This window comes from Streptomyces flaveolus (genome assembly GCF_044765825.1).
GTDB classification, from domain to species: Bacteria; Actinomycetota; Actinomycetes; order Streptomycetales; family Streptomycetaceae; genus Streptomyces; species Streptomyces flaveolus.
In genome coordinates this window covers 1-23,996 of the sequence record NZ_JBIWKU010000007.1, presented here as the reverse complement: position 1 = coordinate 23,996, position 23,996 = coordinate 1, and the positions used below count along the sequence as shown (strand labels likewise).

The 23,996-nt window shown below is 70.7% G+C and carries 23 protein-coding genes, 1 rRNA gene and 1 riboswitch; of the genes, 8 read left to right on the top strand and 16 right to left on the bottom strand.

From position 1 onward, the window contains the following. Positions 1-171: 171 nt before the first annotated feature. Entirely contained in the window at positions 172-756 is a 585-nt protein-coding gene (locus tag ACIRG6_RS21700) for a hypothetical protein (RefSeq protein ID WP_364685081.1), read from the top strand. Between the two features lie 279 nt (positions 757-1,035). After that, positions 1,036-1,239, top strand: a complete 204-nt coding sequence (locus tag ACIRG6_RS21695; protein ID WP_225634918.1) for a DUF5999 family protein — start codon at positions 1,036-1,038, stop codon at positions 1,237-1,239. 92 nt (positions 1,240-1,331) lie between these two features. Here ACIRG6_RS21695 and ACIRG6_RS21690 read toward each other — a convergent pair whose 3' ends face one another. From ACIRG6_RS21690 to ACIRG6_RS21675, 4 genes are read right to left on the bottom strand one after another with little or no spacing between them, the layout of a single operon-like run. Further along, complete coding sequence (locus ACIRG6_RS21690) at positions 1,332-2,420, bottom strand: endo-1,4-beta-xylanase (protein WP_403324113.1); 1,089 nt, start codon at positions 2,418-2,420, stop codon at positions 1,332-1,334. Between the two features lie 56 nt (positions 2,421-2,476). After that, positions 2,477-3,316 (bottom strand): carbohydrate ABC transporter permease, encoded by an 840-nt coding sequence (locus tag ACIRG6_RS21685; RefSeq protein ID WP_318217663.1) that lies wholly within the window; start codon positions 3,314-3,316, stop codon positions 2,477-2,479. Then, on the bottom strand, positions 3,313-4,311 hold the full coding sequence (locus ACIRG6_RS21680; RefSeq protein ID WP_225634915.1) for a carbohydrate ABC transporter permease: 999 nt from the start codon (positions 4,309-4,311) through the stop codon (positions 3,313-3,315). Before ACIRG6_RS21680 ends, ACIRG6_RS21685 begins: the two co-directional genes overlap by 4 nt. 6 nt (positions 4,312-4,317) lie before the next feature. Continuing rightward, the gene (locus tag ACIRG6_RS21675; protein WP_403324111.1) at positions 4,318-5,610 is read right to left on the bottom strand and encodes an extracellular solute-binding protein; all 1,293 of its coding nucleotides are present in this window, start codon (positions 5,608-5,610) and stop codon (positions 4,318-4,320) included. A gap of 281 nt (positions 5,611-5,891) precedes the next feature. Between ACIRG6_RS21675 and ACIRG6_RS21670 the strand changes: the two genes are divergently transcribed. The 5 genes from ACIRG6_RS21670 (at position 5,892) to ACIRG6_RS21650 (ending at position 9,715) form a co-directional block, all read left to right on the top strand. Continuing rightward, positions 5,892-6,287 (top strand): TOBE domain-containing protein, encoded by a 396-nt coding sequence (locus ACIRG6_RS21670; protein ID WP_318217666.1) that lies wholly within the window; start codon positions 5,892-5,894, stop codon positions 6,285-6,287. A 200-nt stretch (positions 6,288-6,487) separates the two neighbouring features. Next, the gene (gene modA, locus ACIRG6_RS21665; protein WP_364685075.1) at positions 6,488-7,324 is read left to right on the top strand and encodes a molybdate ABC transporter substrate-binding protein; all 837 of its coding nucleotides are present in this window, start codon (positions 6,488-6,490) and stop codon (positions 7,322-7,324) included. Between the two features lie 44 nt (positions 7,325-7,368). Beyond that, complete coding sequence (gene modB, locus ACIRG6_RS21660; protein WP_364685106.1) at positions 7,369-8,187, top strand: molybdate ABC transporter permease subunit; 819 nt, start codon at positions 7,369-7,371, stop codon at positions 8,185-8,187. Continuing rightward, the gene (locus tag ACIRG6_RS21655) at positions 8,184-9,269 is read left to right on the top strand and encodes an ABC transporter ATP-binding protein (protein WP_403324109.1); all 1,086 of its coding nucleotides are present in this window, start codon (positions 8,184-8,186) and stop codon (positions 9,267-9,269) included. The genes modB and ACIRG6_RS21655 overlap by 4 nt, the downstream gene beginning before the upstream one ends. A gap of 26 nt (positions 9,270-9,295) precedes the next feature. Further along, complete coding sequence (locus ACIRG6_RS21650; RefSeq protein WP_364685071.1) at positions 9,296-9,715, top strand: TOBE domain-containing protein; 420 nt, start codon at positions 9,296-9,298, stop codon at positions 9,713-9,715. A 55-nt stretch (positions 9,716-9,770) separates the two neighbouring features. Here ACIRG6_RS21650 and gcvP read toward each other — a convergent pair whose 3' ends face one another. Next, complete coding sequence (gene gcvP / locus ACIRG6_RS21645) at positions 9,771-12,656, bottom strand: aminomethyl-transferring glycine dehydrogenase (protein ID WP_364685069.1); 2,886 nt, start codon at positions 12,654-12,656, stop codon at positions 9,771-9,773. Between the two features lie 174 nt (positions 12,657-12,830). Beyond that, positions 12,831-12,926, bottom strand: a riboswitch (glycine riboswitch). Positions 12,927-13,083: 157 nt separating this feature from the next. On the opposite strand from gcvP, the gene ACIRG6_RS21640 reads away from it, so the two are divergent. Then, entirely contained in the window at positions 13,084-13,461 is a 378-nt protein-coding gene (locus ACIRG6_RS21640) for a PRC-barrel domain-containing protein (RefSeq protein WP_239770187.1), read from the top strand. Positions 13,462-13,611: 150 nt separating this feature from the next. Here ACIRG6_RS21640 and ACIRG6_RS21635 read toward each other — a convergent pair whose 3' ends face one another. The 11 genes from ACIRG6_RS21635 to rrf all read right to left on the bottom strand — a co-directional run. Then, positions 13,612-15,075, bottom strand: a complete 1,464-nt coding sequence (locus ACIRG6_RS21635) for a DNA polymerase IV (protein WP_403324106.1) — start codon at positions 15,073-15,075, stop codon at positions 13,612-13,614. A 63-nt stretch (positions 15,076-15,138) separates the two neighbouring features. Further along, on the bottom strand, positions 15,139-15,822 hold the full coding sequence (locus tag ACIRG6_RS21630; RefSeq protein ID WP_364685064.1) for a MerR family transcriptional regulator: 684 nt from the start codon (positions 15,820-15,822) through the stop codon (positions 15,139-15,141). Between the two features lie 196 nt (positions 15,823-16,018). Further along, positions 16,019-16,492, bottom strand: a complete 474-nt coding sequence (locus ACIRG6_RS21625; protein WP_030833746.1) for a bifunctional nuclease family protein — start codon at positions 16,490-16,492, stop codon at positions 16,019-16,021. Between the two features lie 84 nt (positions 16,493-16,576). Further along, complete coding sequence (ftsR, locus tag ACIRG6_RS21620) at positions 16,577-17,314, bottom strand: transcriptional regulator FtsR (RefSeq protein ID WP_365022300.1); 738 nt, start codon at positions 17,312-17,314, stop codon at positions 16,577-16,579. A gap of 41 nt (positions 17,315-17,355) precedes the next feature. Then, positions 17,356-17,892, bottom strand: coding sequence for an FHA domain-containing protein (locus ACIRG6_RS21615; protein ID WP_302898902.1), 537 nt, complete (start codon positions 17,890-17,892; stop codon positions 17,356-17,358). Between the two features lie 484 nt (positions 17,893-18,376). Continuing rightward, a complete protein-coding gene (locus tag ACIRG6_RS21610; RefSeq protein WP_364685059.1) occupies positions 18,377-19,237 on the bottom strand; it encodes a DUF881 domain-containing protein in 861 nt (286 codons plus the stop codon). A gap of 5 nt (positions 19,238-19,242) precedes the next feature. Next, complete coding sequence (locus ACIRG6_RS21605; RefSeq protein ID WP_003977440.1) at positions 19,243-19,575, bottom strand: small basic family protein; 333 nt, start codon at positions 19,573-19,575, stop codon at positions 19,243-19,245. Then, positions 19,572-20,477 (bottom strand): DUF881 domain-containing protein, encoded by a 906-nt coding sequence (locus ACIRG6_RS21600; RefSeq protein WP_350718424.1) that lies wholly within the window; start codon positions 20,475-20,477, stop codon positions 19,572-19,574. Before ACIRG6_RS21600 ends, ACIRG6_RS21605 begins: the two co-directional genes overlap by 4 nt. Before the next feature lie 98 nt (positions 20,478-20,575). Next, the gene (locus tag ACIRG6_RS21595) at positions 20,576-23,071 is read right to left on the bottom strand and encodes a mannose-1-phosphate guanyltransferase (RefSeq protein WP_318217676.1); all 2,496 of its coding nucleotides are present in this window, start codon (positions 23,069-23,071) and stop codon (positions 20,576-20,578) included. Positions 23,072-23,183: 112 nt separating this feature from the next. Then, entirely contained in the window at positions 23,184-23,792 is a 609-nt protein-coding gene (locus tag ACIRG6_RS21590) for a CDP-alcohol phosphatidyltransferase family protein (RefSeq protein WP_189231095.1), read from the bottom strand. Positions 23,793-23,901: 109 nt separating this feature from the next. Continuing rightward, positions 23,902-23,996, bottom strand: a 5S ribosomal RNA gene (rrf, locus tag ACIRG6_RS21585); the annotation flags it as partial.

The following is a 23,996-nucleotide window of genomic DNA, read 5'->3' as shown; positions in this document are numbered from 1 at the left end:
CTGCCGCCGAGCTGACGCACGGCAGGCCTCACTCCACTTCTCGGTTCTCGGACCCCGGCCCCTGCCTCTCCACCCCGTGAGCTGACAGCGTCGTCCGCCCCGCATGCCCCACCCCGCCCTGTCACGCACCGCCCTCGCGCCACCGTGCCTTCGAATGAGAGGCGACCCACCATGCCGCTGCATGTCCCCCCGGCTCCCGCGCCCGCCCTGCGCTCCGTCCTGACCGCTCTCTCGTCTCCCACCGCGGTCCGCGAGGCCCGGACCCCGTCCCTGCTCGGCGCCCAGGGGCCGACCACCCCCGAACTGCCCCTGCCCGTGCACGTCCTGGACGGGGTGTCCGCCGAGGGCGTGACGGCCACCCGGCTGACGGGCTGGCGGTTCCTGATCCGCTCCGGCGACCGGGCCGTGGCGGCCGCGGAGACCATGCCGACCCCGGACGGGTGGGCCTTCTCCCGCTTCTTCGAGGGCCCCTACATCGCCTCGACCGAACGGGCACTGCGCCAGGCGGAGACGCTGCCGCAGCCCTACCAGCCGCGTCTCCTGTCGGTGCCCGGCCTCTACATGCTCACGCTGTGGCTGCACGGCGACTGCGCCGCTGACCCGGCCGAGGGGTACCCCGCCGGCTCCGACCTGCTGGTGCCGCTCGCGCCGGCACCGCCCGGTATCGCGGCCCACCGGCCGCACCGGGTGGCCGAGTTGCTCCCTCTCCTGACCCACCGGGCGACGCCGACGCGGCTGCTGCGCTCCCCCGCCTGACCCGCTCGTCCGCCCGGGCCGTGCCGGGCGGACTAGTCCCATCCGGCCATGCGGAATCATCCGAAGTGACAGTGCCGTTGCGATGAACCGTCCGCGTGGGTGACGCGTCTCCAACCCGTGAGAAGCGGTGCTGCGAAATACCTGCGGATCGGCGCCCGTGGGGCAACACTGGGTTCGGACCGACCTATCAAACGGGGGGCGGCCATGGACGACGTTTCACGCCGCGGGACAGACCAGACAGCGCACTCATCCATCACGACGGACCGAGAGACCCCACTCATGTGTCAGCACCAGCCACCGTGTCCTCCAGCCGACTCCGCCGACCGGGAATCCGCCCGTCTCGTGGCGCACCACCCGGAACAGGGGTGGAGCCTGCTGTGCAACGGCGTCGTCCTCTTCGAGGACACCGGTGAGCTTCTGCCGGACGGCCGGGTCATCGCTCCGCACCGTCCGCTCGGCACCGGGCTGATGACCGCCGCCTGAGCACCCGCCGGGCGGCAGGGCGCCGCTCCGCCCGGCACTCCGGGGCCGGCCGCGGGAGCATCCGCGGGCCGGCCCCGACGCGTACGGACCGCTCACCTCCCGCCGAGTGCCTCCCTGATCGCGTAGTACGCCGGCTTCGGACGCAGGTCCTCGTCCCAGGGCAGGGCCGCCCCCTCGCCCTCGAAGAACGCCGGGATCCACGAGTACTTGTCCGTGTAGTCCCACAGCGTGATGCCCACGCACCGCCGCACGGCCAGGCAGTCCTCGGTGAGCTGCCGGTACCAGTCGGCCTGCGTGGCGAGCTTCGTCTCGTCCGCGGGGATTTCCATGCGGATGTCGACCTCGGTCAGGGCGGTGTCCAGGCCCAGCCGCGCGAAGCGGCGGAGGTTCTCCTCCAAGCTCGTCGGATAGCCGTACTGCAGGGCCAGGTGGGTCTGCAGACCGATCCCGTGCAGCGGCACGCCCTCGGCCCTCAGCTCCTTCGCGAGACGCAGGTAGGCGTCGCTCTTCGGGCCGACGGCCTCGATGTTGTAGTCGTTCAGGTAGAGCTTGACGTGCGGGTCGGCCTGGTGGGCCCAGCGCAGCGCGTCGGCGATGTAGCCGGGGCCGAGTGTCTTGTAGAAGACGGTCTCCCGGTAGGTGCCGTCCTCGTTGAAGGCCTCGTTGACCACGTCCCAGGCGAAGACCTTGCCCCGGTAGTGCCGTACCTCGGCCTGGATGTGCTTCTTCAGTACGGCCCTGAGCTCGTCGACCGTCCAGTCGCGGTCCGTGATCCAGCCCGGCAGCTGGCTGTGCCAGACCAGGGTGTGGCCGCGCACCTTCTGATGGCCGGCGCGGGCGAGGTCGACGATCTCGTCGCCCGCCGACCAGTCGAAGACGCCCTGCTGCGGCTCGGTGGCGTACCACTTCATCCCGTTGCCGGGCGTGATCTGGTCGAACTCGCGGCCCAGCAGCGCGGTGTAGGGGCCGTCGGTGAGCTCGGGGTTGTCGGTGGCGCTGCCGAAGTACCGGCCGTGCCGCTGGGCCAGGTCGGCGAGGGTACCGCGGTCCTTGCCGTGCCGCTCCTCACCGGCACTGGCCGCGGGCCCGGTGGCGACGCCGGCCGCGACCAGCGCGACGGCCAGGGCGCCGGCGAGTCTGAGCCGGGTACGGGAGCGGATGGTCGTACGGGACGTACGCATGCTGCGACTCCTCACGTTCGGGTGCGGGTGTGACGCGTTTGCGTCCGCGGCGCGTGTCATCCCTTCGTGGCGCCCGCGGTCAGGCCGCCGACGAGCTGGCGCTCGGCGACGGAGTAGAAGGCGAGGGCCGGCACCATCGCCAGGACCAGGTAGGCGAAGACACGGGCCGTGTCGGCCGAGTACTGCCCCTGGAACTGCTGGACGCCGATCGGGATCGTCCACCACGTGGAGTCGGTGAACACCAGCAGCGGCAGGAAGAAGTTGTTCCAGCTGGTGACCACCGCCAGGACCGAGACGGTGCCGAGCGCGGGCCGGGCCATGGGCAGCAGCACCCGCCAGAAGAAGCCGAACGGACCGCAGCCGTCGAGCGTGGCCGCTTCCTCCAGCTCCCCGGGGATCTCCCGGAAGAAGCCGCGCAGGATGATGATCGTCATCGGCAGCCCGAAGGCCGCCTGCGGCAGGATGACGCCCAGCGGGTTGTCCAGCAGGCCCAGGGAGCGCAGCAGCAGGAACAGCGGCAGGGCGGCGACCGCGAAGGGGAACATCAGCCCCATGGTGAACAGGGTGAACAGCAACTCCCGCCCGCGGAAGGCGAACCGGGCGAAGGAGAAGGCGGCCAGCGCGGACACCACGACCACGAGGACGGTCGTCGCCACCGCGATCAGCGTGCTGCTGCCGACCAGCCGCCAGAAGGAGCCCGACGCCAGGATGTCGGTGTAGTTGGAGGTCACCCACGGGTCGGGCAGCCCGACGGGGTTGCTGGAGAGCTGATCGGTGGACTTGAAGCCGGACAGCACCGCGTACAGCAGCGGTACGGCCATCACGGCGCCGACGACGATCAGGACGGCGTGCACGGGAAGGACCCGCCTCGCACGGGACTTGGAACGCACGGTCACTTCCCGCCTCCTCGCATGGTCGTGGTGGCTCCCTCCAGGTCGCGCCGGAGCACGAACCGCTGGTAGGCGAGGGCGAAGACGAGGCTGATGCCGAACATGACCACGCTGATCGCGCTGGCGTAGCCGACCTGGTAGCGCTTGAAGCCGAACTGGAACATGGTCACGGCCATGGTCTCGGAATGGTGGTCGGGGCCGCCCTGGGTGATCACCCAGACCAGGTCGAACAGCTGGATCGCGCCGATGACCGACAGGAAGACGCTGATGCGCAGGGTGGGTGCGAGCAGCGGCAGGGTCACGCCGCGGAAGCGCTGCCAGGCGTTCGCGCCGTCGATGAGCGCCGCCTCGTTCAGCTCCTTGGGGATCGACTGGAGCCCGGCCAGGTAGAGCATCATGTGGAAGCCGAAGTACTTCCAGGTCATCGCCAGGAAGAGGGTCGCCATGACCATCGACGGGTCGGCGAACCACTCCCCGCCGAGCCCTTCCAGGCCGATGCCGCCCAGGATGTGGTCGGCGAGGCCGTCGCCGGGAGCGAAGATCATGGCGAACAGCACGCCGGTGATGGCCTCGGAGAGCACGTACGGTGCGAAGAAGAGCATCCGGTACACGGCCCGGCCGCGCATCCTCTGGTTCAGCAGCACCGCCATGGCGAGAGCGAACGGCAGTTGCAGCACGAGGGAGAGCACGACCAGGAGCAGGCAGCGCCACAGGTCGCCGAGGAAGACCGGGTCGTCGAACGCGCGGGTGAAGTTCTCGGTGCCGATGTACTCCGAGGGCATCCCGAAGCCGCCCCAGCGGAAGAAGGCGGCGTACAGGGCGAACAGGATGGGCAGCAGCACCAGGACGATGAACAGCACCAGCGCGGGCACCTGGAAGCCGACCGCGGTGAGCCAGTGGTACGTACGGCGCCGGGCCCGGCCCCGGCCCGCGTCGGCGGGCGGGGGCGGGCGGTCGGCGTCGGGGCCGGTCCGCTTGTCCGGCAGGAACGTGGAGGTCATCGGGGCCTACTGCTCTTCCTTCGCGGTCTTCGTGATCGACTCGGCGACCTGTTGCGGCGACTTGGAGCCGGCGACGAGCGCGGCGACGCTGTCGTTGATCTCCTGGCCGAGGGCGGGCGCGTAGGCCTGGTCGAGGTAGAGCTGGAAGCCGGTGGTTTCCTTGAGCTGCTTCTGCACGGCCTGGAGGTTGGGGTCGGCCAGGGCGTCCTCGGCGGCCGGGACCACCGGGAGGACACCGGTCTTCTTGACCAGTTCACGGTCGGTGGCGGCCGAGGCGAAGAACTTCAGGAAGTCGACGGCGGCCTGCGGGGCGCCCTGGCGCAGCGCGTGTGCGCCGCCGCCGCCGAACACCTCGGTGATCGTGCCCTTGCCGCCCTCGACGGCCGGGAACGGGAAGAAGCCGAGGTCCTTCCCGAGGCCCTTGCCCGAGTCGGCCTCCACCACCGGGGCCCACTGGCCCATCAGTTCCATCGCGGCCTTGCCGTTGCCGACGGCCGCGGCCTGACCGCTGGGGGTGGAGTAGGCGGCCCCGAGGAAGCCCTTCTGGAACGGCTGGAGGTCCACCAGCTCCTGCAGGTGCTGCCCGGCCTGGACGAACTCGTCCCCGGTGAAGTCCTTGTCGTCGTTGGCCTTCTCCATGGCACCGGCTCCGGCGGTACGCATCGCCAGGTACGCCCAGTAGTACATCCCGGGCCACTTCTCCTTGCCGGCCAGGGCGATGGGTGTGATCTTCGCGGCCTTCAGCGCGCGCACGGCGTCGAGGAAGCCGCTCCAGGTGGTCGGCGGCGCGGCGATGCCCGCCGTCTTGAAGTGCGCCTTGTTGTACCAGAAGCCGACCATGCCGATGTCGAACGGGATGCCGTACACCTTGTCGTCGATGAGGTACGGCTCCTTGGCGACCGGCAGCAGGGCGTCGCCCCACTCCTTCGTCCGGTCCGTGAGGTCCTCGACGAGACCGGCCTCGACCTGCTGCTTGAGGACGCCGCCGCCCCAGGTGTGGAAGATGTCGGGGAGCTTCCCGGAGGCGGTGAGCGCCGTCATCTTGGACTTGTAGGCGTCGTTCTCCAGCTGGACGATCTTCACCTTGACCTTGGGGTTCTGCGCCTCGAACTGCTTCGCGAGCGCTGCCCAGACGTCCTTGGTCGGCTGGGTGGTGGAGATGTTCCACCACTCGATCGTGGTCGTTCCCGACGAACCTCCCTCGGAGTCGCCGCCACAGCCGCTCAGTGCCGTCATTCCCAGACCGGCCGCGGCGGAGGCCGCCATGAAGCCGCGGCGGGACAGTGCCGGGTCGCCCATCTTGCGCTCCTCGAGTAATTCCGAAAGTTTCGGAAGGAATTCAGAAAGCTGCGTTGTTGCCGCACCCTAGAGACAGCCCATAAACGGTGGCAAGCCCTTGTACCGAAGGAATCTGCGATCGGCCCCACTTGAGGGGATCGCACGAGCGTCAGGAGCCTGGGCGATGGCCGAAACATTCGGCTGTCATCGCGAACGTTCGTCGCCACCTGCCGCCCACCAGCGGGGCGGCTGCGCGGCCCCCTGCGCGCACCGGCCCGCCGCCGCCACCTATCGTGACCGGCATGCAGTCCTACACGATCGGCCAGGCGGCGCGGCTGCTCGGCGTCAGCCCGGACACCGCCCGCCGCTGGGCCGACGCGGGCCGGATCACCACACACCGCGACGAGGGCGGACGGCGGCTCGTCGACGGGCGGGACCTGGCCGCCTTCTCGGTCGACCTGGCCCGGTCGGGCGGCGCCGACGACGACACCCCTCACACGTCGGTGCGCAACGCCTTCCCCGGGATCGTGACCGCGATCAAGCTCGGCGACGTCGCGGCCCAGGTCGAGATCCAGGCCGGCCCGCACCGGCTCGTCTCCCTGCTGACCCGCGAGGCGGTCGAGGAACTCGGCCTGGAGGTCGGGATGGAGGCCACCGCCCGCGTGAAGTCGACGAATGTCCATATCGACAGGGCGTGACGCGTCCCGGTGAGCCGCGGCTGGGCGCCCGTACGAACGCACATGCAAGCCTTTCGATCACATGGGCTTGCTCATGCGATGAGACAGGAGACTTATCCCTCGCAGATGCGGAAGTATGATCCCCGCATCGGGGAGTCCGACGTGCGCCCGGCCGCCGGGCCCGCCGGGCTCCCGCCCCGTGACAGAGGGAGTGGCCCGTGATGACCCGTTCCGTGCGCAGGACCCGCAGCATCCGCCGGACCTTGCCGGTGACCGGCGCGGGAGTCGCCGCGCTGCTGGTCCTGAGCGCCTGCTCCTCGTCCTCCGGTTCGGACTCCGGCTCCGACGCCGCCGGTTCCTCCTCGTCCTCGTCCACGAAGGTGTCCGGCACCGTCACCGTGTTCGCCGCCGCCTCGCTCAAGGAGAGCTTCACCGCGCTCGGGAAGACGTTCGAGAAGGAGCACCCGGGCACCCGGGTCACCTTCAACTTCGGCGGCAGCGACACCCTGGCGGCCAGCATCACCGGCGGCGCGCCCGCGGACGTGTTCGCCTCCGCCAGCCCCAGGACGATGGCGACGGTGACCGACGCGGGGGACGCGGCCGGCGCCCCGGCGACCTTCGTCCGCAACCAGTTGGAGATCGCCACACTGCCCGGCAACCCCGACAAGATCTCCTCCCTCCAGGACCTCACCCGCTCCGGCCTGAAGGTCGTGCTCTGCGACAAGACCGTGCCGTGCGGCGCCGCCGCGCAGAAGGCCCTGGACGCGAGCGGCATCGAGCTCACCCCCGCCTCGTACGAGCAGGACGTCAAGAGCGCCCTGACAAAGGTCGAGCTGAAGGAGGCCGACGCCGCCGTCGTCTACAAGACCGACGTGCAGGCGGCCGGTGACAAGGTGGAGGGCGTGGACTTCCCCGAGTCGGCCAAGGCCGTCAACGACTATCCGATCGCCCTGCTGAAGCAGGCGCCCAACGCGGACGCGGGCAAGGCCTTCATCGAGCTGGTGAAGTCCGCCGAGGGTCAGAAGGTGCTCACCCGGGCCGGGTTCCGCACGCCGTGACGAGGCCGGTCGTGACCAAGTCCGCGGGGCCCGGGGCGGACACCGTGGAGGGCGGGCCGCGCCGCGAGCGTTCCCGCCGGGGCACCCGTACCGTGCCGGTGCCCCTCCTGGTGCCCGCCCTCGTCGGCCTGGCGTTCCTGCTGCTCCCGCTGATCGCCCTGCTGGTGCGGGCCCCCTGGCGGAGCCTGCCCGATCAGCTGACCAGCGCCGAGGTGTGGCAGGCCCTGCGGCTGTCGCTGGTGTGCGCCACCTCGGCGACCGCGCTGAGCCTGCTGATCGGCGTCCCGCTGGCCTGGCTGCTGGCCCGCACGGACTTCCCCGGCCGCGGCCTCGTGCGCGCGCTGGTGACGCTGCCGCTGGTGCTGCCCCCGGTGGTGGGCGGCGTGGCGCTGCTGCTCGCCTTCGGCCGCAACGGCGTGATCGGGCAGTGGCTGGACGCGTGGTTCGGGATCACACTGCCGTTCACCACGACGGGCGTCGTCCTCGCGGAGACGTTCGTGGCGATGCCGTTCCTGGTCATCAGCGTGGAGGGCACCCTGCGGGCCGCCGACCCGCGCTACGAGGAGGCCGCCACGACACTGGGCGCCTCCCGCTTCACCGCGTTCCGCCGGGTCACGCTGCCGCTGATCGCGCCGGGCATCGCGGCGGGCTCCGTCCTGGCGTGGGCGCGGGCGCTGGGCGAGTTCGGGGCGACGATCACGTTCGCGGGCAACTTCCCCGGGCGGACCCAGACCATGCCGCTCGCGGTCTACCTCGCGCTGCAGAACGATCCGGCGGCGGCGATCGCCCTCAGCCTGGTGCTGCTGGCCGTCTCCATCGCCGTACTGGCCGGTCTGCGGGACCGGTGGATGAGGGCGGCATGAACGAACCGGAGCCCACCACCGCGGCCACGGGCACCGCGCCCGGCGACGGCCTCGACGCGCGGCTCGTCGTGGACCGCGGCGGCTTCCGCCTGGACGTGTCGCTGGCCGCCGCGCCCGGCGAGGTCGTCGCCCTGCTCGGCCCCAACGGCGCCGGCAAGACCACCGCGCTGCGCGCCCTGGCCGGCCTGCTGCCGCCCACCGGTGGTCATCTGCGTCTCGACGGGGTCGCACTGGACCGTACGCCGCCCGAGTCCCGCCCGGTCGGCGTCGTCTTCCAGGACTACCTGCTCTTCCCGCACCTGACCGCGCTCGACAACGTGGCCTTCGGCCCGCGCTGCCGGGGCGCGACCAAGGCCGAGGCCCGGGCCCTGGCCGCCGCCTGGCTGGACCGCATGGGCCTGGCCGAGCACGCGGGCGCCAAGCCGCGCCGCCTCTCCGGTGGCCAGGCGCAGCGCGTCGCCCTCGCCCGCGCCCTGGCGACCAACCCCCGGCTGCTGCTCCTGGACGAGCCGCTCGCCGCGCTGGACGCCCGGACGCGGCTCGAGGTGCGCGCCCAGCTCCGCCGTCACCTGGCCGACTTCGAGGCCGTCGCGGTCCTGGTCACCCATGATCCGCTGGACGCCATGGTGCTGGCGGACCGTCTGGTGGTCGTCGAGCACGGCACCATCGTCCAGGAGGGCGGCCCCGCCGACATCGCCCGCCGGCCCCGCACCGACTACATCGCCCAGTTGGTCGGCCTGAACCTCTACCGGGGGCGGGCCGAGGGCCACACCGTCCGGCTCGACGCCGGTCCGGCCCTCACGACGACCGAGGACCTCTCCGGACCGGTCTTCGTGGCGTTCCCCCCGGGCGCCGTGACCCTGTACGGGGAGCGCCCCGCCGGCTCCAGCGCGCGCAACCTGTGGCGGTGCGAGGTCGCGGGCCTGGAGACCCACGGCGACCAGATCCGCGTGGACCTGACCGGTGAACTCGCACTCGCCGCCGACCTCACCACGGTCGCTGCGGCCGAACTCGGCCTGCACCCGGGCGCACCGGTGTGGGCGACGGTCAAGGCGACGCAGACCCACGCATACCCGGCATGATGGCGTCACCGGGCTACGGTGCCTCCATGAGCCTGAGCATCCGCAACCAGCTCCCCGGCACCGTCACCGGCGTCACCCCGGGCGAGGCCATGGCGACGGTCAGGGTCCGCCTGACGGGGGGCCAGGACCTCACCGCGGCCATCACCCGGGAGGCCGCCGACGATCTCGGCCTGAGGGCCGGAGCGGCCGTCCGCGCCCTGGTGAAGTCGACGGAGGTCTCCCTCGCCACCGGCCGGACCGACGGCCTGTCGATCCGCAACCGGCTGCCCGGCACGGTCACCCGCCTTGTGCTCGGCGAGGCCATGGCGGCCGTGCACGTCACCATGGAGGACACCGAGCTCACCGCGGTGATCACGAAGGAAGCGGCCGAGGACCTGGGCCTCTTCGTGGGTTCCGACGTCGTCGCCCTGATCAAGGCGACCGAGGTCGCGCTCGCCACGGCGTGACAAGGGCGAAGGCCCCGCCCCCGGAAAGGAGGCGGGGCCTTCACCGCGGACCGGCTCAGTCCTCGTAGGCGTCCAGCGGCGGGCAGGAGCACACGAGGTTCCGGTCGCCGAAGGCCTGGTCGATGCGGCGCACCGGGGGCCAGTACTTGTCGGCCACCGACACTCCGGCCGGGAACACGGCCTCCTCGCGCGTGTACGCGTGGTCCCACTCACCGCCCAGCGCACCGGCGGTGTGCGGGGCGCCGCGCAGCGGGTTGTCCTCGGCGGGCCAGGCGCCGGAGCCGACCTTCTCGATCTCCGCGCGGATGGCGATCATCGCGTCGCAGAACCGGTCCAGCTCGGTCAGGTCCTCGGACTCGGTCGGCTCGATCATCAGCGTGCCGGCCACCGGGAAGGACATCGTCGGCGCGTGGAAGCCGTAGTCGATCAGCCGCTTGGCGACGTCGTCCACGCTCACGCCGGTCGCCTTGGTCAGCGGACGCAGGTCGACGATGCACTCGTGCGCGACCAGCCCGGCCGGGCCGGTGTACAGCACCGGGAAGTGCGGCTCCAGGCGCTTGGCGATGTAGTTGGCGGACAGCACGGCCACCTGGGTGGCGCGCTTGAGGCCCTCGCCGCCCATCAGCCGGACGTACGACCACGAGATCGGCAGGATGCCGGCCGAGCCCCACGGCGCCGCCGAGATCGGGCCGACGCCGGTCTTCGGACCGGCCGCGGGCTGCAGCGGGTGGTTGGGCAGGTACGGCGCGAGGTGCGACCGTACGGCCACCGGGCCGACGCCGGGGCCGCCGCCGCCGTGCGGGATGCAGAACGTCTTGTGCAGGTTGAGGTGGGAGACGTCGCCGCCGAAGTGACCGGGCTTGGCGAGGCCGACCAGGGCGTTGAGGTTGGCGCCGTCCACGTACACCTGACCGCCGGCGTCGTGCACCTGGGCGCAGATGTCGGCCACGTGCTCCTCGAAGACGCCGTGCGTCGAGGGGTACGTGATCATCAGCACGGCCAGCTCGTCGCGGTGTTTCTCGATCTTGGCGCGCAGGTCCTCGACGTCGATCTCGCCGTCCTCGGCGGTCTTGACGACGACGACCTTCATGCCGGCCATGACCGCGCTCGCGGCGTTGGTGCCGTGCGCGGAGGACGGGATGAGGCAGACGGTCCGCTGGTCGTCGCCGTTGGCGCGGTGGTAGCCGCGGACGGCGAGCAGTCCGGCGAACTCGCCCTGCGACCCGGCGTTCGGCTGGAGCGACACCTTGTCGTACCCGGTGACCTCGGCGAGCCGCTCCTCCAGCTCACGGATGAGCGTGAGGTAGCCCTGCGCCTGCTCGGCGGGCGCGAAGGGGTGCAGCTGCCCGAACTCGGACCAGGTGACCGGCTCCATCTCGGTGGTCGCGTTGAGCTTCATGGTGCAGGAGCCCAGCGGGATCATGCCGCGGTCCAGCGCGTAGTCGCGGTCGGCGAGGCGGCGCAGGTAGCGCAGCATCGCCGTCTCGGAGCGGTGCGCGTGGAAGACCGGGTGGGTCAGGAAGTCGTCCGTGCGCAGCAGCGCGTCGGGCAGCGCGTCCTCGGCGCTCGCGTCCAGGGCCTCGACCTCGCCCTCGACGCCGAACGCGTTCCACACGCCGCCGACCTGGGCGCGCGTGGTGGTCTCGTCGCAGGCGAACGACACGTGGTCGGCGTCGACGAGGCGCAGGTTGATGCCGTTCTCGCGGGCGGCGTGCACGATCTCCCCGGCCCGGCCGGGCACCCGGGCGGTGACCGTGTCGAAGTAGGCGCCGTGGACGATCTCGACGCCGCCGGCCGCGAGGCCCGCGGCGGTGACCGAGGCGTACCGGTGGGTGCGGCGCGCGATGGCCCGCAGCCCGTCCGGCCCGTGGTACACGGCGTACATGCCGGCCATGACGGCGAGCAGCACCTGCGCGGTACAGATGTTGCTGGTCGCCTTCTCGCGGCGGATGTGCTGCTCGCGGGTCTGCAGGGCGAGGCGGTAGGCCTTGTTGCCGTCGGCGTCCACGGAGACGCCCACGAGGCGGCCGGGCAGGCTGCGCGCGAACTTCTCGTGCACGGCCATGTAGCCGGCGTGCGGCCCGCCGAAGCCCATGGGCACGCCGAAGCGCTGGGTGGTGCCGACGGCGATGTCCGCGCCCAGCTCGCCGGGCGAGGTGAGCAGCGTGAGGGCGAGCAGGTCGGCGGCGACGGTGACGAGCGCGCCGCGTTCGTGCGCCTGGTCGATGACCGGTTTGATGTCGCGGACGGCACCGGAGGCGCCCGGGTACTGGATCAGGACGCCGTTGATCTCCCGCTCGGCGACCTCGGCCGGGATGCCGTCGCTCAGGTCGGCGACGACGACCTCGACGCCGGTCGGCTCGGCGCGGGTCCGGATCACGGCGATGGTCTGCGGCAGCGCGTCCGCGTCGACCAGGAACAGGCCCTTCTTGTTCTTGCCCATGCGCCGGGACAGGGCCATCGCCTCGGCGGCCGCCGTGCCCTCGTCGAGCAGCGAGGCGCCGGAGGTCGGCAGGCCGGTGAGGTCGGCGACCATGGTCTGGAAGTTCAGCAGGGCCTCCAGGCGGCCCTGGGAGATCTCCGGCTGGTACGGCGTGTACGCGGTGTACCAGGCCGGGTTCTCCATGACGTTGCGCAGGATGACCGGCGGGGTGAAGGTGCCGTAGTAGCCCAGGCCGATCATGGAGTCGAGGACCTGGTTGCGGTCGGCCAGTGAGCGCAGCTCGGCCAGTACCTCGGCCTCGGAGCGGGCGCCCGGCAGGTCCAGCGCGTCGGCGTTCTTGATCACATCCGGTACCGCGGCGGCCGTCAGCTCGTCGAGCGAGCCGTAGCCGACCTGCGCGAGCATCTTGGCCTGGGCCTCGTGGTCGGGGCCGATGTGGCGCTGCTCGAAGGGTGCTGCCTGTTCGAGCTCGGAGAGCGGAATGCGAGGGGCGGTCATTGCGGAGGCCTCCTGGTCTGACGACCTTCGAGGGGCACCACGGCACGGGTGCCCGGACGGCCTCCCCCTCTGTCATCTCGACCTGAGAGCTTCACCGGGCCGCCCGAGGGCTGCCGGCTTTCACCGTCGGTGAGAGCAGGGGCCGTCGGCACCCGCTCTGCTTTCCAGAGTGACCTCGTCCGTGCGGTACGTGTGCCTGAGAGATTCCGGGGAGGATTTGCTCCTTCGGCGCCTCCGATGATGTCTGGAGGACTCTCCCGCACGGGGTCAGCAGCCGTTTGCCAGCCTACCAGCGAGGCGGACGCACAGGTCTTCGAGTGACTGAGCGCACCTTCGAGTGGCCGCTCACCCCAATGTGCCCTTTTGTAGTACTGACGGATGATTCGCCGGATGGTTTGCGACCGGAGTGCGACCTAGTGGAGGGCCCGTGCGTACCGACATCGATCCGCGGAATCTGATAGGCCGCAAGGCGTTCGACCGCAACGGCACCAGGATCGGCACCGTCGACGAGGTCTACCTCGACGATGCCACCGGCGTCCCCGAGTGGGCCGCCATCCGCACGGGCCTGTTCAGCAGGGACGCTTTCGTGCCCCTGGAGCCGAGCGAGCTGGTCGACGGCGCCCTGCGCGTGCCCTTCGACCGGTCCCTGATCAAGGAGGCGCCCGACTTCGGAGTCGGACGTCATCTCTCGCCGGAACAGGAACTGCAGCTCTACCACCACTACGGCCTCGACGTGGCCGCCGCTCCCCCGCTCCCCGACCACGACTTCGGCAAGCTGGCGGGCACGGGGAACGAGGAGGGCTGAGGCCCCGGCACCCCGGCGCCGACCGCGGACCTGCCGCCGGGCACACCACCCGACCGGCCCCCGCGCGGGGACCTTCACGCCCACCGCACCGACGACCACGCATCTCACCTCGAGTCTGGGCGCCTCACACCACGATCCGACAGCCGCGGCTCACGGGGCCGCCCCCGCACCCCCCGGGTCGGCGACCCCGGCGGCTGAACGGGCCGCCGGGGTCGAGGCGCCCGCGGCCCCCTCTCCGGCGGAGGCCGCCGTCGCCCCGTCCTCCTCGGGTCTTCGCGGTGCCGACGCGACCAGCGGCAGCGGCTCGGCCGGTGTCAGCCGCGGATCGTCGACGGGGAAGGTCCGCACCCGGCCGGGCTCGGAGTACGGCGTCTCGAAGCGCACCGTGACCCGCCCCAGACCGCTGCCCTGCACCCACCCGTGTCCGAGCTCCGCGTGCCGCACGTCGTGCCCCGAGGGCCAGCGGCGCTCGACGGGCGCCTGCCGGTGCTCCTCGGCGGCCTCGTCGCCCGGCTCCTGTGCGAGCTCCTCGACCCGTTCCCCCGCGGCCTGCGCGAACAGGTCCTCCTGCGTGTAGTCGGCGAGCCCGCTGACGCCGACCCCGAGCAGCCGCACACCGCCCGTGGTGTCCACCGAGTCCAGCAGCCGCGCCGCCGCCTCCCGCACCACCCCCGGGTCGTCCGTGGGCCCGCGCAGGGTCTCCGAGCGCGTCAGCGTGGAGAAGTCGTACCGCCGCACCTTGAGCACGATGGTCCGGCCGGACAGCCCGGACCCGCGCAGCCGCCGCACGCACCGGTCGGCCAGCCGCGCCACTTCCACCCCGACCCGCACCCGGTCGTGGATGTCCACGTCGTACGTGTCCTCGACCGACACCGACTTGGTCTCCCGCTCGGCCACCACGGAACGGTCGTCACGCGCCAGCGCCATCGCGTACAGGGCGTGCCCGTGCGCCTTGCCGAGCAGCCGCACCAACTCGTCCTCGCCCGCCTCGGCGAGCTCCTCGACGGTCGTGATCCCGGCCCTCCGCAGATGGTCGCCCGTCGCCGGTCCCACCCCGGGGAGGATCCGGACGGACTTCGGGCCGAGCATGGCCCGCTCGGACCCGGGATCGATGAGCACCATCCCGTCCGGCTTGGCCTCCTCCGAGGCGATCTTGGCGAGCATCTTGGAGGCGGCGAGCCCCACCGAACCGGTGAGGCCGGTGACGGCCCGGATGTCCGCGCGCAGCTTCGCCCCCACCAGCCGCGCCGAGTCCGCGTCCCAGGCCGCCCCGCCGGCCTCCAGGTCCACGAACGCCTCGTCCAGGCTCAGCGGCTCCACCAGCGGTGACAGCTCCCGCAGCAGCCGCATCACCTGCTCGCTGATCGACCGATACAGCTCGAAGCGCGGGACGAGATAGGCGGCGTTGGGCGCGAGCCGACGGGCCTGGCCCATGGGCATCGCCGAGTGGACACCGAAGACCCGCGCCTCGTAGGAGGCCGTGGCGACCACTCCCCGCGGCCCGAGCCCGCCGACGACGACGGCCTTCCCGCGCAGGCTCGGCTTGGACGCCTGCTCCACCGAGGCGAAGAAGGCATCCATGTCGAGATGCAGGATCGTGGGCGCGGTTCTCACATCTCCGATGCTGCCCTACGCCACTGACAATGCGCCGACGATGCCCCGCGGGCCGGGCGGTGTTCAGACCGCCCGGTTGCGGCGCCGCGCCAGTTCGTCGGCGGGATTGGGCCCGACCAGGGTCTCCCCCGTGTCGATCCGCTCCCCGTGCAGCTGGGACAGCGCGCTCTCGACGTCCCGCCACACCACGCCGACGGCGATCCCGAAGATGCCCTGGCCGCCCTGGAGCAGGGCGTGGACCTCGTCGGGCGAGGTGCACTCGTAGACCGTGGCGCCGTCGCTCATCAGCGTCATGCGCTCCAGGTCGCGGAAACCGCGTTCGCTGAGGTGCTGGACGGCGGTGCGGATGTTCTGCAGCGACACCCCGGTGTCGAGGAACCGCTTGACGATCTTCAGTACGACGACGTCGCGGAAGCTGTAGAGGCGCTGGGTGCCGGACCCGTGGGCGGGCCGCACACTGGGCTCGACGAGACCCGTACGGGCCCAGTAGTCGAGCTGCCGGTAGGTGATGCCTGCGGCGGCGCAGGCCGTCGGCCCGCGATAGCCGATCTGCTCGGACGCCATGGACGTCGCCCCTCCGCTGCTCGGCACGGCCGCCGGCCGCTGAAGAGCATGTTCGGCCGCGCTGCCGTGCTGGGGATAGCCCCCGCTCGAGCGGAGCCGAGAGCTCGGGGAAGGGTACGAGCCGCCCACCCCGAGGCCGCGTCCGGGGCCACCCCCAGCCGTACCGTCGCCGCTCATTCTCACGCCGACCTCCGTCCTTGACCTGCCTCCTCGACGGTAGGCAGTCACCAAGGGTGCGTCAACGATCGCCACACTCGGCACGCCGAGTGATAATCACCCTAAGAGTGGTTTCGCGTGCCCCGTCGCGGGGAAAGGCTAGCCGAATGCGCTGGGACGGGGCCGTACGACGGTGACACCCGTTCGCGGACCGCGTGCGTGACTACTGGTTGCTGCTGCCGAAGTCCTCCGGCGAGATCTGGTCGAGGAACTCGCGGAACTTCTCCACCTCGTCCTCCTGCTCGTCCGGAATGGCGATGCCCGCGTCGTCGAGCACCGTGTCGCTGCCGTAGATCGGCGTTCCGGTGCGCAGCGCCAGCGCTATGGCGTCGGACGGCCGGGCGCTCACCTCGACGCCGCTGGCGAAGACCAGCTCGGCGTAGAAGACCCCTTCACGCAGATCCGTGATGCGTACTTCCGTGAGCTCCTGGCCGACGGCCTCCAGCACGTCCTTGAACAGGTCGTGGGTCAGCGGCCGCGCGGGAGCCATGCCCTGCTGGGCGAAGGCGATCGCCGTCGCCTCACCCGGCCCGATCCAGATGGGGAGGTAGCGGTCGCCTCCCACTTCGCGCAGCAGCACGATCGGTTGGTTGGAGGGCATCTCGACCCGGACACCTACGACATCGAGCTCGTTCACACAGCAACCCTAGGCCGTGCCCGGGACGTTTGGGTAGTCGGGCCGGGAACGGGTGGGCGATCCGGGTCCCCGACGGCGCCCCTTTCAGGGCAGCCGCACCCCGAGGGCGGTCTGCACCAGCGCCGCGTGCAGCTTCACCGCCAGCCCGGCCAGCTCCTTGGTGCGGGCCTCGGCATGGGCCCTGGTCTGCGGGTTGCGGTGGCGCCTGAGCGGAGCCACCACCTGGTCCACCAGCCCGGCCTCCCGGTCGGCGGCGGCCTTCATCAGCCGCAGGTGCCGTGGCTCGATCCCGAACTGTCCCAGCTGGACCACGAGCGAGGCGACGGTGACCGCCTCGGCGTCGTACACGCCCTCGGCCAGTGGAGCGACGAGCCCGTACGACTCCCACTCCGTGAGCTCCTGCTCACCGATACCGGCGGCGGCGAGCAGCTCGTCCCGCCCGATCCGGGCCGCCGTGGGCCCCTCGTCGGGCTCCGGCACGGCCTCCCCGTCGCGCTGCCGGCCCACGCTCGGCAATCGCACCGCCTCACCGCGCTCCATGGCGTCCAGATGCTCGCGGATCACCTTGAGCGGCAGGTAGTGGTCCCTCTGCATGCGCAGGACATGACCGAGACGCTCGACGTCGTTCGCACTGAACTTCCGGTACCCCGCCGGGGTACGCCGCGGCTCGACCAGCCCCTCCGACTCCAGGAAGCGGATCTTGGAGATCGTGATGTCGGGGAACTCGTCACGCAGCGTGTTCAGTACCGAGCCGATGCTCATCAGCCCACTGTCCGTGGCGGCGGTGCCGGGCACGGCACCGCCGCTCGGTGTTCGAAGCATGGACCTTCCCTGGGACTCCCCCGGAACGAGTCCGGGGACGGTCAGTAGCCCCGCTGGCTCGCATAGAAGACCAGCCGGTACTTGCCGATCTGCACCTCGTCGCCGTTCGACAGCGCGACCTGGTCGATCCGCTCACGGTTGACGTACGTGCCGTTCAGGCTGCCGACATCGGCCACCGTGAACGAGCCGTCCGGACTGCGGCGGAACTCCACGTGCCGGCGCGAGACCGTCACGTCGTCCAGGAAGATGTCGCTCTGCGGGTGACGCCCCGCCGTGGTCAGCTCGCCGTCCAGCAGGAAGCGGCTGCCGGAGTTCGGGCCACGGCGCACGACCAGGAGCGCCGAACCCAGCGGCAGCGCGTCCACGGCCGCCTGCGCCTCGGGGGAGAGCGCCGGCACCGCCGTCTGACCGGTCATTTCGGCGTCGTACGCCTCCAGGCCGGAGATGGAGATCGTCGAGGTCGTCTCGGACGCGCGCTCCGGAACCGCCCCGGGGCGCAGGGGGGCGCCACAGTTGGAGCAGAAGCGGCTGTTCTCCGCGTTGCGGTTGCCGCACCTCGTACACACCAGGGCCGACATGGACGGATCCTCCTGCCGCGGCTGCCCCGCCGGGGCGTTCGACGCGTACGGGTCGCGGGGGGACCCTCCACCCGTGCCCGAGGCCGAGGGCTGGCCGAAACCTATGCCGCCGGACTGCGCAGGGTCAACAGACGGCGCGCCCTGACCACCCGGAATGTCACCGCCCGGACCAGCCACCTGGTCCCGGAACATCGGGCGCGGGCCCTCCGCGTCAGGCTGTGCGCGATGGCGAGCGGTCGCGTTGTCGCTGCCCTCTCGCGCGCTCTTGCCGAACAACTTCGCAAACAACTTCACGGGCGATTCCCCTTGACCGAAACAGACCCGCCCGTGGGGCAGGACGAACCCTGACTGAACCTACTGACCGACCCGGACACCTTCACAACGTCCGTCTCCACCGGACAGTTTCCACCACGCACCACCCAATCGGTGCGCCGACCCCCCGCAACCTCATGCCCTCGCCGGACGCCCCCCATGCACCGTCGGTTCACTGGGAGGACGACCGAGCGTAGTCAGGCCGCTTCGCCGCTCGCAAGGCGTCCACGACGATCTTGCTCGACCGCTCCACAGTAACGGTGGCCTGTTCCTTCTCCAGACTCTGCACCACGCCCCCAGGGATGTTCAGCGCCGGCTCGAGGTCCTGCGGCTTGCCGATGACCTGGAAACGATAGGGCGCGTTGATCTTGTTCCCGTCGACGCTCACGCTCTTGTCGGCGTCGGTGAGGTAGGTGCCCGCGACGACCCGGACGCCGTTCACCTGAATCGCCTCCGCCCCCGCCGCGCGCAGTTCCTGGACCGCGTCGAGCAGCATGTCCGCCTCGACCGTTCCCTTCGTGTCCTCGATCGTCACCGTGATGCCCGGCCCCTGCGCGGCCACCGTGCCCGCCAGGATGCCGAGTTGCCGCTCCTTCTCCAGCGTCTGCCTGCGGGCCTCCTCGGCCTGGTCGGAGCTGTTCTCCAGCTCGTCCCGCTGCTTCTCGAGGCCCTGCTTCTCGTCTTCAAGACGCTGAGTACGGTCGTCCAGTTCATCGAGGATGCGGACGAGATCCTCCTGCCGGGCGCCGCGCAGCGCGCTGTCGCTGTCGCTGTTCGAGGCGACCTGGACCGCGAGACCGAAACCCAGGCCGAACAGCAGCAGCGCGACGATGAGTTGTGCCCGAGTGACACGCGGTGGCCACAGCCCCTTCACCAGCCGCTGCCGGCCGGTGAGCCCGGTCCGCGTCTGCGTCCGCTCCTCCTGCGGGGCGTCCCCGGCGGGCACGTCCGCAGCCGGGGAGTCCGCCGGAGGCACCTCTTCGGGGAGTTCCCTGCGCAGCCTGTTCGCGGGCTGCTCGTCGTGGTCGCTCATCTGCCTCACGCCCGGAAGACGTGCCGGCGGATCGCCGCGGCGTTGGAGAAGATGCGGATGCCGAGGACGACCACGACACCGGTGGACAGCTGGGCGCCCACGCCCAGCTTGTCGCCCAGGAAAACGATCAGTGCGGCCACGACCACGTTCGACAGGAACGACACCACGAAGACCTTGTCGTCGAAGATGCCGTCGAGCATGGCCCGCAGACCGCCGAACACGGCGTCGAGCGCCGCCACGACGGCGATCGGCAGATAAGGCTCGACGGCCGCCGGCACCTCGGGCCGGACCAAGAGGCCGGCCACGACTCCCACGACGAGGCCCAGTACGGCGATCACGATGTGCCCTTCTCGGATATCGGTTGTGCTGTTCGTACGATCACACTCGGTGCAGCCGGAAGCCGGACCTCGTCCTCCGTGGAGAGCGCGGTCCGGATGCCGTAGCTCTCCTGGAGGGCATGCAGATACAGCCCGTCCGCGCTGTCCTGGAACCTGCTGCTGAGCTGCTTGCCGTCCCCCACCGCGAGCACCGTGTACGGCGGCACGAGCGGCCTGTTGTCGACCAGTATCGCGTCGCCCGCGGCGCGGATCGCCGACAGTGCGGTCAGCCGCTGCCCGTTGACGGAGATCGCCTCGGCCCCCGACTCCCACAGTCCGTTGACCACGCGCTGCATGTCCCGGTCACGCACCCGGCCGGTGTCGGAGAACCCGGAGGTGCCGCGCGGCTGGCCGTCGCTGCCGGTGCCGACCTCCTTGGCGTCGTTCACCACGAGCTTCACGCCGGGACCGTGCACTTCGACCGCCCCGGCCAGGACGCTCACCAGGTCGGCCCGCTCGCCGTCGCCGCTCTTCTCCAGCGCCTCGCGCTGCCGCGCGCTCACCTCGTCGCGCAGTTCGTCGACGTTCTCCTCGAGTTTGTCGGCCGCCGAGGTCTCCCCCTCGATGCGGTCGATCAGCTCTTCCCGCTCCTTGGCGACGACGGGGGCCGCGACGCGTGCCTGGGCCGCTCCGACCGTGACCACCAGGGCGGCGAGCACCAGTCCCGCCGCCAGGGCGAGCTTGGCGCGGAGCGTCCTGGGCATACCACCGGCGCCCTCGGCCTTCTTCCGCGCCGCGGCCTCGGCGTATCCGTCGTCGAGACTGTGGTCCATCACGTTGGTGAGCAACGACATGGACGCGTCCGGGCGTGCGGGCCGCGTGGATGTGCTCCGAACGGGGGGTTGCTGCGGCATGCCGCACATCGTCGCACGCCACGGCCACTACCTCCGAATGGCCCCACCGGCGTGCCGGACAGGCCCCCTTGGGGACACTTGTCCGGCACGCGTGCGTGCGGTGTGTTTTACCGGCCGGCGCTGTCCACCACCGCGGACCACTCGTCGAGCAGCGCCTGCGCGGAGGCGTCGTCGGGTCCCTCGGCCCACAGGTGGGTGACGGCTTCGGCCGGGTCGGGCAGCACCATCACCCAGCGCCCGTCGGTCTCCACCACGCGAACGCCGTCGGTGGTGTCCACGAAGCGGTCTCCGGCCGCCTCGACGACCCGCCGCATCACGAGCCCCTTGACGGCCCACGGGGTGGCCAGGTCCCGCTTGAGGACGTGCGCCCGCGGGATCCGCGCGTCGATCTGGCTGAGCGTGAGCTGCGTCCGCGCCACCAGGCCGATGAGCCGCACGAACGCCGCCGTGCCGTCGTAGACACTGCTGAATTCCGGGACGATGAAGCCGCCCTTGCCGTCACCGCCGAAGATCGCGCCTTCCTCACCGCCGACCCGTGTGAGGTCGTCCGGCGAGGTCGTCGTCCACTCGACCTGGGTGCCGTGGTACGCCGCCACCTGCTCGGCGATCCGGGTGGTCGTCACCGGCAGCGCGACCCGGCCGCTGCGCCGCTCGGCGGCGATGAGGTCGAGCATGACGAGCAGCGCCCGGTCGTCCTCGATGATGCGGCCCTTCTCGTCGACGAGCGAGAGCCGCTCGCCGACCGGGTCGAACCGCACGCCGAACGCGGCCCGCGAGGACGCCACGATCTCCCCGAGGCGCACCAGGCCCGACCGCCGCATGTCCGCCGACTCGGTCGGCCTGGACTCGTCGAGACCGGGATTGATGGTCAGCGAGTCGACGCCGAGCTTGCCGAGCAGGCTGGGCAGGACGAGCCCCGCGCTTCCGTTGGAGGCGTCCACGACCACCTTGAGCCCGGATTCGGCGATCCCGGTGGTGTCGACGTTCCGCAGCAGGGACCCGGTGTACGAGTCGAAGACGCTGGACGGGAAGTGCAGGTCCCCGATCTCGCCGGGGAACGCGCGCCGGTACTCCTGCCGCGCGAACACCCGGTCCAGCTTCCGCTGGCTGCCCTGCGAGAGGTCGGCGCCCTGTCCGTCGAAGAACATGATGTCCACGGAGTCCGGCACCCCGGGCGTGGTCCGGATCATGATGCCGCCGGCACTGCCCCGCGCGGTCTGCTGCCGCGCCACGGGCAGCGGTACGTTCTCCAGGTCGCGTACGTCGATGGCGCTGGCCTGCAGCGCGGAGATCACCGCCCGCTTCAGCGCACGGGCACCGCGGGAGTGGTCGCGGGCCGTGGTGACGGTGGAGCCCTTCTTCAGCGTGGTCGCATAGGCGCCGGCCAGTCTCACGGCCAGCTCCGGTGTGATCTCCACGTTGAGGATGCCGGACACCCCGCGGGCGCCGAAGAGATGGGCCTGCCCGCGCGACTCCCAGATGACCGAGGTGTTGACGAAGGCGCCGGCCTCGATCGTCTTGAACGGGTACACCCGCACATTGCCCTGGACGATCGATTCTTCACCGACCAGGCATTCGTCGCCGATGACCGCACCGTCCTCGATCCGCGCGGCACGCATGATGTCGGTGTTCTTGCCGACGACGCAGCCCCGCAGATTGCTGTGCGGCCCGACGTACACGTTGTCGTGGACGACGGCCTTGTGCAGGAAGGCGCCGCTCTTGACGACGACGTTGGACCCGACGACCGTGTGCTCGCGGATTTCGGCGCCGGCTTCGACCTTGGCGTAGTCGCCGATGTAGAGGGGGCCGCGCAGCACGGCGTCGGGGTGCACCTCGGCGCCCTCGGCCACCCATACGCCGGGAGAGATCTCGAAGCCGTCGATGTCGACGTCGACCTTGCCCTCGAGGACGTCGGCCTGGGCCTTGACGTAACTCTCGTGCGTGCCGACGTCCTCCCAGTAGCCTTCGGCGACATAGCCGTAGACCGGCTTGCCTTCCTTCATCAGCTGCGGGAAGACGTCGCCGGACCAGTCGACGGGCACATCGGGGTCGACGTAGTCGAAGACCTCGGGCTCCATGACGTAGATGCCGGTGTTCACGGTGTCCGAGAAGACCTGTCCCCAGGTCGGCTTCTCGAGGAAGCGCTCGACCTTGCCCTCTTCGTCGACGATGGTGATGCCGAATTCCAGCGGGTTGGGCACGCGCGTCAGACAGACGGTGACGAGCGCACCCTTTTCCTTGTGGAAGTTGATCAGGTCGGTGAGGTCGAAGTCGGTCAGGGCATCGCCGGAAATAACGAGGAAGGCATCGTCCTTCAACGCCTCCTCGGCGTTCTTGACGCTTCCGGCGGTACCGAGTGGCTTCTCCTCATTGGCATAGGTGAGCTCCATTCCGAGCTCTTCGCCGTCACCGAAGTAGTTCTTGACCAGGGAGGCCAGGAACTGCACGGTGACGACCGTCTCGTTGAGCCCATGCCTTTTGAGCAGCCTCAGAACGTGCTCCATGATCGGCCGGTTGGCCACCGGCAGGAGCGGCTTGGGCATGCTCGAGGTCATCGGGCGAAGGCGTGTGCCTTCGCCTCCGGCCATCACGACGGCCTTCATGTCGGAAGCGTCCTCCTCTAAGAGATGACGGTTTAGCCGACTTCACCCGTCCAGCGTGCCGCACTTTTGCAGCGCGGGCCATCCGGCCAGGGCGGCCGCGCAAAGGGCGAGTTCAATCGGCCATGGTGTCCGCACGGACCAAGCGGCGGACCTGAACCACGTAGAGAACACCTGCCCACCAGTACAGGGTTGTACCCCATCCGGCGAACGCCCATCCGAAAACTGCGGCGAGTGACGCGATCCATCCGCTGCCGTCGCTGAGCAGAAGCAGGGGGAAGGCGTACATGAGGTTGAACGTGGCGGCCTTCCCCAGGAAGTTCACCTGCGGCGGCGGATAGCCGTGGCGCCGGAGGATGCCCACCATCACCAGCAGCACCGCTTCGCGGGCAAGCAGTACAAGGGTCAACCAGAGCGGAAGGATCTCCCGCCAGGTGAGGCCCACCAGGGTCGACAGAATGTAGAGCCGGTCGGCCGCGGGGTCCAGGAGCCGGCCGAGGCTGCTGATCTGGTTCCAACGGCGCGCGAGCTTTCCGTCCAGGTAGTCGCTGACTCCGCTCAGGGCCAGCACCAACAGCGCCCAGCCGTCGCTCTCCGGGCCGCCGAACTCGGGCCGGAGGATCAGCCACAGGAAGAGGGGCACGCCGGCGAGGCGTGCCATGCTGAGGATGTTCGGGATGGTGAGGACCCGGTCAGTCTGCACGCGGGTCTCCTGGACCTCCACGCGGGGGCCTCCTGGAAGAAACGAACCAATGATGCTTCCCGACCCTACCTCAACGCAAAAAAGCTCTGGCTCTTGGGCTGCGTGCCCAAGAGCCAGAGCTCTAAAAGGAGTTCGGCGGCGTCCTACTCTCCCACAGGGTCCCCCCTGCAGTACCATCGGCGCTGAAAGGCTTAGCTTCCGGGTTCGGAATGTAACCGGGCGTTT